An 8,190-nucleotide genomic window follows, 5' to 3' on the forward strand; every position below is an offset into this window, starting at 1 on the left:
ACCACCCCGGCGGGCCCCTCCTGCGGGCCGCTTCCCGTCACGACGGCACGCGCCGGGGCGGTGGAACCCCACGGCCCCGGCGCCCCGCGTTCGGACCCGGGCCCGGCCCCTGGGGCCTCCGGGACTCCCCCAGCCGCGCCCGCGGCCGGGGCTGCGCCGGGGATCGCCGGTCCCGAGCAGATGCGGGCCCGTCTGGAGGAGACCGGCTACCTGGTCGACGACGGCCTCGCCGTCGCCTGCTACCTGGCGCTCACGCTGCACCGCCCGATCTTCTGCGAGGGCGACGCCGGCGTCGGCAAGACCGCGCTGGCGCACGCGCTGGCCGAGGCGCTCGGCGCGCCGCTGATCCGGCTGCAGTGCTACGAGGGCATCGACGCGTCGCAGGCGCTGTACGACTGGGACTTCCCGCGGCAGTTGCTGCACCTGCGGGCGGCCGAGGCGGCCGGCGTGAGCGACCCGGGGACGCTGGAGGGCGAGCTCTACAGCCGGCGGTTCCTGCTCGCCCGGCCGCTGCTGCGGGCCCTGGAGACCAGCCCCTCGGTGCTGCTGGTCGACGAGATCGACCGCGCGGACGACGAGTTCGAGGCCTTCCTGCTGGAACTGCTGTCGGAGTACTCCGTCACCGTCCCCGAACTGGGCACCCTGCGGGCGCAGTCGCCGCCCGTGGTGGTGCTGACGTCCAACCGGACCCGCGAGGTGCACGACGCCCTCAAGCGGCGCTGCCTGTACCACTGGTTCGAGCACCCCGGCTTCGATCGGGAGCTGGCGATCGTACGGCGCCGGCAGCCGCACGTGGCGGCGCGGCTCGCGGCGCAGGTGACCGCCGTGGTGCAGTGCCTGCGGGAGCAGGATCTGGTGCGGCCGCCCGGGGTGGCGGAGACCATCGACTGGGCGGAGGCGCTGGCAGCGCTGGGCGCGACGGAACTCGACGCGGACCTGGCGATGACCACCCTCGGCTCGGTGCTGAAGTACCGCGAGGACGCGGAGCGGGCGCGCTCGCTCGACCTGTCGGAGATCCTCGCCGCGCGGGCGGGCGGGTCGCGGTGAGCACGGTGCGCACGGCGACGGCGGACGGCACGGCGGGGGTGGTGGGCTTCGCCCGCGCCCTGCGGGCCGCCGGGGTGCCGGCCGGCCCCGACCGGGTGGCCGCGTTCCTGGCCGCGCTCGGCCGGCTCGACCCGGGGCGGCGCCGCGACGTGTACTGGGCGGGGCGGCTCACGCTCTGCGGCGGGCCTGACGACCTGGAGCGCTACGACCGGGTCTTCGCGGCCTTCTTCGACGGCGAACGGCCGCCGCGCCGGGTGCGTCCGGCGGCCCGCCCGGTGCGCCCGCCCGCGGTGCCGCGGGCCGAGCCCGGGGAGCGGACCACCGAGGAGGAGGGTGGAGGACCCACCGCGACCGCGCTCGCCAGTGCGACGGAGGTGCTGCGGCACCGTGACGTCGCCGTACTGACCGCGGCGGAGCGGGCCCAACTGAACCAGCTGCTCGCGGTGTTCGCCCTCGACGGCGAGCCGCGCCGCAGCTCCCGGCGCCGTCCGGCACGCCGCGGTGGTGTGGATCCGCGCCGGACCGTGCGGGAGTTGCTGCGCCGGGGCGGGGAACCGGCCGTCCTGCTGCGGCGGGCCCCGGCCCGCAAGCCGCGCCGGGTGGTGCTGCTGCTGGACGTCAGCGGGTCGATGGCCCCGTACGCGGACGCGCTGCTGCGGTTCGCGCACGCCGCCGCGCACGGTTCGCGCGGCCGTACGCCCACCGAGGTCTTCACCCTCGGCACGCGGCTGACCCGGGTCACCCGCGAGATGGCGCGCCGAGACCCGGACGCGGCGCTGGCCGCGGTCGGGGCGGCGGTACCCGACTGGAGCGGCGGCACCCGGCTCGGGGAGACCCTGCGGGCGTTCCTCGACCGCTGGGGCGCGCGGGGGACGGCGCGCGGCGCGGTGGTCGTGCTGCTGTCGGACGGCTGGGAGCGCGGCGACCCCGCCCTGCTGGCCGCGCAGATGCGGCGGCTGGCACGGCTGGCGCACCGCGTGGTGTGGGCCAACCCGCGCAAGGCCAGACCGGGGTACGCCCCGCTGGCGGCGGGGATGGCGGCGGCGCTGCCGAGCGTCGACGCCTTCGTGGAGGGGCACAGTCTGGGCGCGCTGGAACGTCTGGCCGCCGTGGTGAGAGGAGCCGACGGTGCGTGAGATCCTTCCTGCGCTGGACGACTGGTACGCCTCGGGAACCCCCTTCGGGCTGGCCACGGTGGTGGCGGTGAGCCGCAGCGCGCCGCGCGGGCCGGGCGCGGCCATGGCGGTGGGCCCCGGTGACGAGGTCGTCGGCAGCGTCTCCGGGGGCTGCGTGGAGGGCGCGGTCTTCGAACTGGCCAAGGAGGTCGTCGCGTCGGGCGAGGCCCGGCTGCACACCTTCGGCTACAGCGACGCTGACGCCTTCGAGGTGGGGCTGACCTGCGGCGGCGAGATCACCCTCCTGGTCCGTCCGGTCTCCCCTGCCACGGACGCGGGCTTCGGCGAGGTCGCGGCCTCCGTCGCCGCGCACCGCCCGGTGGTCACCGCGACGGTGCTCGACGGCCCCGCGCCGCGCGGCGCCACGCTCACGGTGTGGCCGGACCGGGTGGCCGGCACGCTCGGCTCGACGGGCCTGGACGCGGCGGTCACCGACGACGCCCGGGGCGAGCTGGCCCAGGGCGCGACCGGGCAGCGCCACTACGGCCCGCACGGCGAACGGCGCGAGGACGACGTGACGGTCTTCCTGCAGTCCTTCGCCCCGCCGCCGCGGATGCTGGTGTTCGGCGCGATCGACTTCGCGGCGGCGGTGGCGCGCATCGGGCTGTTCCTGGGCTACCGGGTGACCGTCTGCGACGCGCGTCCGGTCTTCGCGACCCCGAAGCGCTTCCCCGAGGGTGTGGAGGTCGTCGTCGACTGGCCGCACCGCTACCTGGGCGGCACGGAGACCGACGACCGCACGGTGGTGTGCGTCCTCACCCACGACCCCAAGTTCGACGTACCCCTGCTGGAGGTCGCGCTGCGCCGCCCCGCCGCGTACATCGGCGTCATGGGCAGCCGGCGGACGCACGACGACCGGCTCAAGCGGCTGCGCGACACGGAGATGGATCCGGCCGAACTGGCCCGGCTGCGCTCGCCGATCGGCCTGGACCTGGGCGCGCGCACCCCCGAGGAGGTCGCGGTGTCGATCGCCGCCGAGATCATCGCGCTGCGCTGGGGCGGCAGCGGCACCCCGCTCTCGGGCACGGCCGGCGCGATCCACCCCCCGGTGCTCAGGCCGGTGTGACGAGGAGAAGATCATGGAACTGCACCACGAGTTCGGGGTCCCTGTCCCGGTGGCGGACGCCTGGCGGGCGCTGCTGGACATCGAGCGCGTCGCCCCGTGCATGCCGGGCGCGACGGTGGAGGAGTACGACGGCGAGACCGTCAGGGGCACGGTGAAGGTCAAGGTCGGCCCGGTGACGGTGACGTACCGCGGCACGGCGGTCTTCGAGGAGCGGGACGGTACCGCGCACCGCGTCGTGCTGGCCGCCCGCGGCAAGGAGGTCCGCGGCCAGGGGACGGCGCGCGCGACGGTGACCGGCACGCTGACGGAGAAGGACGGCACGACGGTCGTCTCGGTGACGACCGACCTCGCCGTGACCGGTCGGCCCGCGCAGTTCGGGCGCGGCGTGATGGCGGAGGTAGGCGACCGCATCATCGGCCAGTTCGCCGACTGCCTCGCCGGCCGCCTCGCCGCGCCGCAGACTCCTGCCGGGGGCGAGGACGCCGCGAAGGACGCCGCCGAGGACGCGCCCCTCGTACCGGCGGGCCACGAGGACGAGCCCCTTGACCTGCTCAGGGTCGTGGGCGCCCCGCTCGCCAAACGTGCCGCGGCCGCGGGGCTGGTGGCGGCCGCCGTAGGTGCGGCGGTCGTCGTCTTCCTGCGGCGCCGCAGGCACTGACGCGTACGGCGGTAGGGGCTCGGTGGCGAGGGCGCCGCGCCGGTGGGGCGGCTGTCCCGCCGTCTCGCGCCCTTCGGGCGCACATCGGCTGGCTGCGGACGGGAGGGTGGCGGTCCGGGGCCGGTCGGCAGTGTGCGGGTCAGTGGGTGGGCTGGGTTCAGGCGCCGGAGCGGGGACGGTTGTTCATGGGGTGGCGGTCTCGTTGCCGTCCGCGGGTGCGGATGTCCGGTGACCACGCCCACCGCCCGTGGGTGGCGCGCCCGCCGTAACCGGCGTCTGCGGGTGATTCCTCGGCGACGGGCCCGCTGAAAGCGAGCCCGATCTCCGTCAGCTCAAAGATCGGGCTCTGTTTCGACGGTATAGACATCGAAACAGAGCCCGATCTCCCTCACCCCCCGTCAGCACCCCGACATACCCGCAGACGCAGGTCACGGCAGGCGCGCCCACCACCGGCAGTAGGCGTGGAAGCGGCCATCTGCACCCGCGGACGGCGACGAGACCCACGCCAGCGGAAAGGTGACCCGCTCCGGCGCATGCACCCTCGCCGGCCACCGGCCCGCACACCGCGGACAAGACCGGGGCGCACCCTCCCTTCCGCAGCCCGCGCTTCGCGTCCGAAGGGCGCGACACGGCGGGACAGTCGAAGAACCACCGGCACCGGCACCGGGGCACTGCCTGCGGGCTCAGAAGTTGATCATGTGGCCGGCCAGGCCGTGGACCGCCTCCTGGACGGCCTCGCTGAGCGTCGGGTGGCCGTGGACGTTGCGGGCCAGTTCGGCCGCCGTGAGGTCCCATTTCTGCGCGAGCGTCAGCTCCGGCAGCAGCTCGGTGACCTCGGGGCCGATCAGGTGACCGCCCAGGATCTCGCCGTACTTCCCGTCGCTGATGAGCTTCACGAAGCCGCTCGCGTCGCCGAGGCCGTGCGCCTTGCCGTTGGCGGTGAAGGGGAACTTGGCCACGCGCACGTCGAAGCCGCGCTCGTGGGCCTGCGCCTCCGTCCACCCGAAGCTGGCGATCTGCGGCTGGCAGAAGGTCACGCGCGGGATCATCACGTAGTCGAGCGACATGGTCTCGGCCTCCGCGATGGTCTCGGCGGCGACCACGCCCATGGCCTCGGCGGCGTGCGCGAGCATCAGTTTCGCGGTGACGTCGCCGATGGCGTAGATGTGCGGGACGCTGGTGCGGCAGAACTCGTCGATGTCGATGGCGCCGCGCTCGGTGAGCCGGACGCCGGTCTGCTCCAGGCCGTAGCCCGAGATCCGCGGCTGGAAGCCGATCGCCTGGAGCACCTTGTCCGCCTGGAGCGTCTGCCGCTGGCCGCCGGTGGTCACCATGACCTTCACCGAGTCGCCGGCGTCGTTGATCGCCTCCACCCGGGTCGAGGTGAGCACGTCGATGCCCAGCTTGCGGTACTGGCGGGAGAGTTCGGCCGAGACCTCCTCGTCCTCCAGCGGCACGATCCGGTCGAGGAACTCCACGAGGGTCACCTTCACCCCGTAGTTGTGCAGGACGTACGCGAACTCCACGCCGATCGCGCCGGCGCCCGCGATGAGCATGCTGCCCGGGAGCGTGTCCGTCATGATCTGCTCCTCGTAGGTCACGACCCGCTCGCTGAGCGAGGTGCCGGGGAGCAGCCTGGTGGTGGCACCGGTGGCGATGATGCAGTGCTCGAAGGTGACGGTCTCGCTGCCGCCGGAGCCCAGCGCGACGTGGAGGGTGTGGTCGCCGGTGAAGGTGCCGTGGCCCTCGAACTTCGTGATGTCGTTCTTCTTCATCAGGAAGTGGACGCCCCTGACGCGGCCGTCGGCGACCTTGCGGCTGCGCGCGAAGGCCTCGCGGTAGTCGAAGTCGACCTCGCCGTTCACCCGGATGCCGAAGGTCTTGGCCTCCTTGGTGAAGATGTGGGCCAGTTCCGCGTTGCGCAGCAGGGCCTTGGAGGGGATGCACCCGACGTTGAGGCAGACCCCGCCCCAGTAGCGCTCCTCGACGATCGCCGTGCGCAGGCCCAGCTGGGCGGCCCTGATGGCGGCGACGTAGCCGCCGGGACCCGCGCCCAGGACGACGACGTCGAAGTGTGTGCTCATGCGGCGACCCCCTGGGTGGACCACGGTGCGGATGCTCGGGCGGGCCGGAGTGTCCCTTGGCCCACGATCAGGCCCCGGGGGCGGCCGCGCAACACGGGGGAGGCGTGCGCCGCGTCGCATCGGCCGCCCGGTGCACGTCCGGGTCGACGGCGGGTCAGTTGTTCGCCAGGAACTGGCGGGCGAGGGCGTCGCCGACGGAGACGGCCTTGGCGTGGCTCTCGATCGGCGAGACGGAGGAGTTCTTGAAGAGGATGTAGGTCACGCCGGACTCCGCCCCGCCGGTCTCGGGGTCGGGGTCGATGCCGAGGGCCTGCGCGGTGGCGTAGGAGGCCTCGCCGATGATCGCGGTGGGTCCGGTGTCGCCGACGACCGCGTACTCGACCCGGCCGCCGTACACGACGGCGACGACACCGCCGCCCTTGATGCCGGCGCCGCGGTAGTCCCAGGTGCCGCTGGGGCTGGGGACGACGACGTAGGGGAGCGTCTCGGAGTTGAGCGGGCGGCCGTCCGACTGGTGGAAGGCCGTGTCGTCCTGGAACCAGGGGTCGGTGTCCCAGTTGCACCGGGCGGTGACCTGGCCGTCGCAGTCGATGTCCATGTCGGCCTTCCAGAACACGGCGCCGTTGGCACCGCAGACCGGGACGGTGGCGGTGGTCTCCTCGTCGGTGCGGTACCTGCCGTTGGAGATCTGGCTGCAGCCATTGACCTTGGCCAGCAACTGGGCGGCGGTGACGGAGCCCTCCTGCGGGCTGCGGGGGGAGGTTCCGGCGGGGCCTGCGGCGTCGGCGGCGGGGGTGAGAAGGGCGGCCAGCAGGGTGGCTCCGGCACCGGCGGTGGACAGTGCGAGGCGCTTGCGCACGAGGGACTCCTTCCGTTAGGAAACTTTCCTAATGGCCATCGTGGCACCTTGTCGCGGGCATGCCAAGAGGGGGACGAAGGTCCCGCCGGCGAAGGACCAGACGATGACCGAAAGACCGAGGGCGCGCCGCCGCGCGCCCCCTACGGTGGGGGGCTGATCCGCATGCCCGGCATGCGGCAGCCGGCCCCAGGAGGTACCACCGTGGCACTGACGACCCGCTCGACCCGAGCGCTCGGAGCGGTCGCGGCGGTGACGCTCGCCGGAGCCGCACTCGCCGCCTGCGGCACGGAGCACACGGTGCAGAACGCCGGTGCCGCCCACTCGGCGCCCTCCGCCCCTGCCGTCGCGCCGCCCGCCACACCCTCCGCGCCGTCGGCGCCCTCGTCCGCACCCGCCGCAAAGCCCTCCACGGGACACGGCACCCCGCCGGGCACGGCCCGCACCCCGGCGGGCACCGGGCACCACGGCAGCGCGCACCACGGCCCCGCCGCCGCGGGGACCGGCCGTCCGCAGGCGCCGGCGCACGGCTCGGACGCGCCCCACGGCACCGCGGCCCACGACCCCGCCGTCCGGGCCCCCGACCGCGGCACGGCCGTGACCGCGCGCTCGATCCAGCACGGCGTGGAGGCCCCGGGCAGGTCGGTGGCGCTCACCTTCGACGACGGCCCGGACCCGATGTGGACCCCCAAGGTCCTCGAGGTGCTCGCCCGGCACCACGCCAAGGCCACCTTCTGCGAGATAGGCCCCAACGCCCGGGCCCACCCCGACCTGGTCCGGCGGATCGCCGCCGCGGGCCACCGGCTGTGCGACCACTCCGTCCACCACGACGAGGCGCAGAGCCGCAAGTCGCCGGAGTACAACCGCCAGGAGATACTCGACGCCCGCGACGAGATATCCCGCGCCGCCGGCTCCGGCGACGCGCCGCTGTGGTACTACCGTGCCCCGGGCGGCGACTTCTCCCCCGCGATCCGCGCCATCGCCGCCGACCACGGGCTGCGCCCGCTCGGCTGGACGGTCGACTCCGACGACTGGCGCCGCCCCGGCGCGGACGCCATCCTCGCGACCGTGAACCGCGAGCTGAAGCCCGGAGCCATCGTGCTGATGCACGACGGCGGCGGCGACCGGAGCCAGACCGTGCAGGCGCTGGAGACCCTGCTCGACCGCCTCGACGCGGCCGGCTACACGTACACCTTCCCCCAGCGCTAGGTGTATTGCCCCGTGAGGTTAGGAACGCGGCTGGCGGGTGGTTGGCCCTTCAGCGCGGTGTGTCCGCGGTGGTGATTGTAGGTGTGCAGCCAGGC

Annotated in this window: 7 protein-coding genes; 5 read left to right on the top strand and 2 right to left on the bottom strand. The window is 74.4% G+C overall.

Features of this window, described 5'->3' with window-relative positions:
• Nucleotides 1-180: 180 nt before the first annotated feature.
• From PV342_RS25680 to PV342_RS25695, 4 genes are read left to right on the top strand one after another with little or no spacing between them, the layout of a single operon-like run.
• A complete protein-coding gene (locus tag PV342_RS25680) occupies nucleotides 181-1,047 on the top strand; it encodes an AAA family ATPase (protein ID WP_400807607.1) in 867 nt (288 codons plus the stop codon).
• The gene (locus tag PV342_RS25685) at nucleotides 1,044-2,183 is read left to right on the top strand and encodes a vWA domain-containing protein (RefSeq protein ID WP_500318771.1); all 1,140 of its coding nucleotides are present in this window, start codon (nucleotides 1,044-1,046) and stop codon (nucleotides 2,181-2,183) included. Before PV342_RS25680 ends, PV342_RS25685 begins: the two co-directional genes overlap by 4 nt.
• Nucleotides 2,176-3,288 carry an XdhC family protein gene (locus tag PV342_RS25690; protein ID WP_018558059.1) on the top strand — a complete coding sequence of 371 codons (1,113 nt, stop codon included), beginning with the start codon at nucleotides 2,176-2,178 and terminating at the stop codon, nucleotides 3,286-3,288. The genes PV342_RS25685 and PV342_RS25690 overlap by 8 nt, the downstream gene beginning before the upstream one ends.
• 13 nt (nucleotides 3,289-3,301) lie before the next feature.
• Complete coding sequence (locus PV342_RS25695) at nucleotides 3,302-3,946, top strand: SRPBCC family protein (RefSeq protein WP_400807611.1); 645 nt, start codon at nucleotides 3,302-3,304, stop codon at nucleotides 3,944-3,946.
• Nucleotides 3,947-4,629: 683 nt separating this feature from the next.
• On the opposite strand, the gene lpdA is transcribed toward PV342_RS25695, so the two are convergent.
• Together lpdA and PV342_RS25705 are read right to left on the bottom strand one after the other, a co-directional pair.
• Nucleotides 4,630-6,030, bottom strand: a complete 1,401-nt coding sequence (gene lpdA, locus PV342_RS25700; protein ID WP_500318772.1) for a dihydrolipoyl dehydrogenase — start codon at nucleotides 6,028-6,030, stop codon at nucleotides 4,630-4,632.
• A 154-nt stretch (nucleotides 6,031-6,184) separates the two neighbouring features.
• Nucleotides 6,185-6,889 (bottom strand): glycoside hydrolase family 75 protein, encoded by a 705-nt coding sequence (locus tag PV342_RS25705; RefSeq protein ID WP_500318773.1) that lies wholly within the window; start codon nucleotides 6,887-6,889, stop codon nucleotides 6,185-6,187.
• A gap of 201 nt (nucleotides 6,890-7,090) precedes the next feature.
• Here PV342_RS25705 and PV342_RS25710 point away from each other — a divergent pair, with 201 nt between their 5' ends.
• Nucleotides 7,091-8,095, top strand: a complete 1,005-nt coding sequence (locus PV342_RS25710; RefSeq protein WP_500318774.1) for a polysaccharide deacetylase family protein — start codon at nucleotides 7,091-7,093, stop codon at nucleotides 8,093-8,095.
• Nucleotides 8,096-8,190: the final 95 nt, after the last annotated feature.

The sequence above is a fragment of the Streptomyces sp. PA03-3a genome (genome assembly GCF_033792735.1).
GTDB lineage: Bacteria > Actinomycetota > Actinomycetes > Streptomycetales > Streptomycetaceae > Actinacidiphila.

Coding starts and splice junctions, on each gene's coding strand:
- PV342_RS25680 (WP_400807607.1), top strand. CDS start 181: ATGCGGGCCCGTCTGGAGGAGACCGGCTACCTGGTCGACGACGGCCTC.
- PV342_RS25695 (WP_400807611.1), top strand. CDS start 3,302: ATGGAACTGCACCACGAGTTCGGGGTCCCTGTCCCGGTGGCGGACGCC.
- lpdA (WP_500318772.1), bottom strand. CDS start 6,030: ATGAGCACACACTTCGACGTCGTCGTCCTGGGCGCGGGTCCCGGCGGC.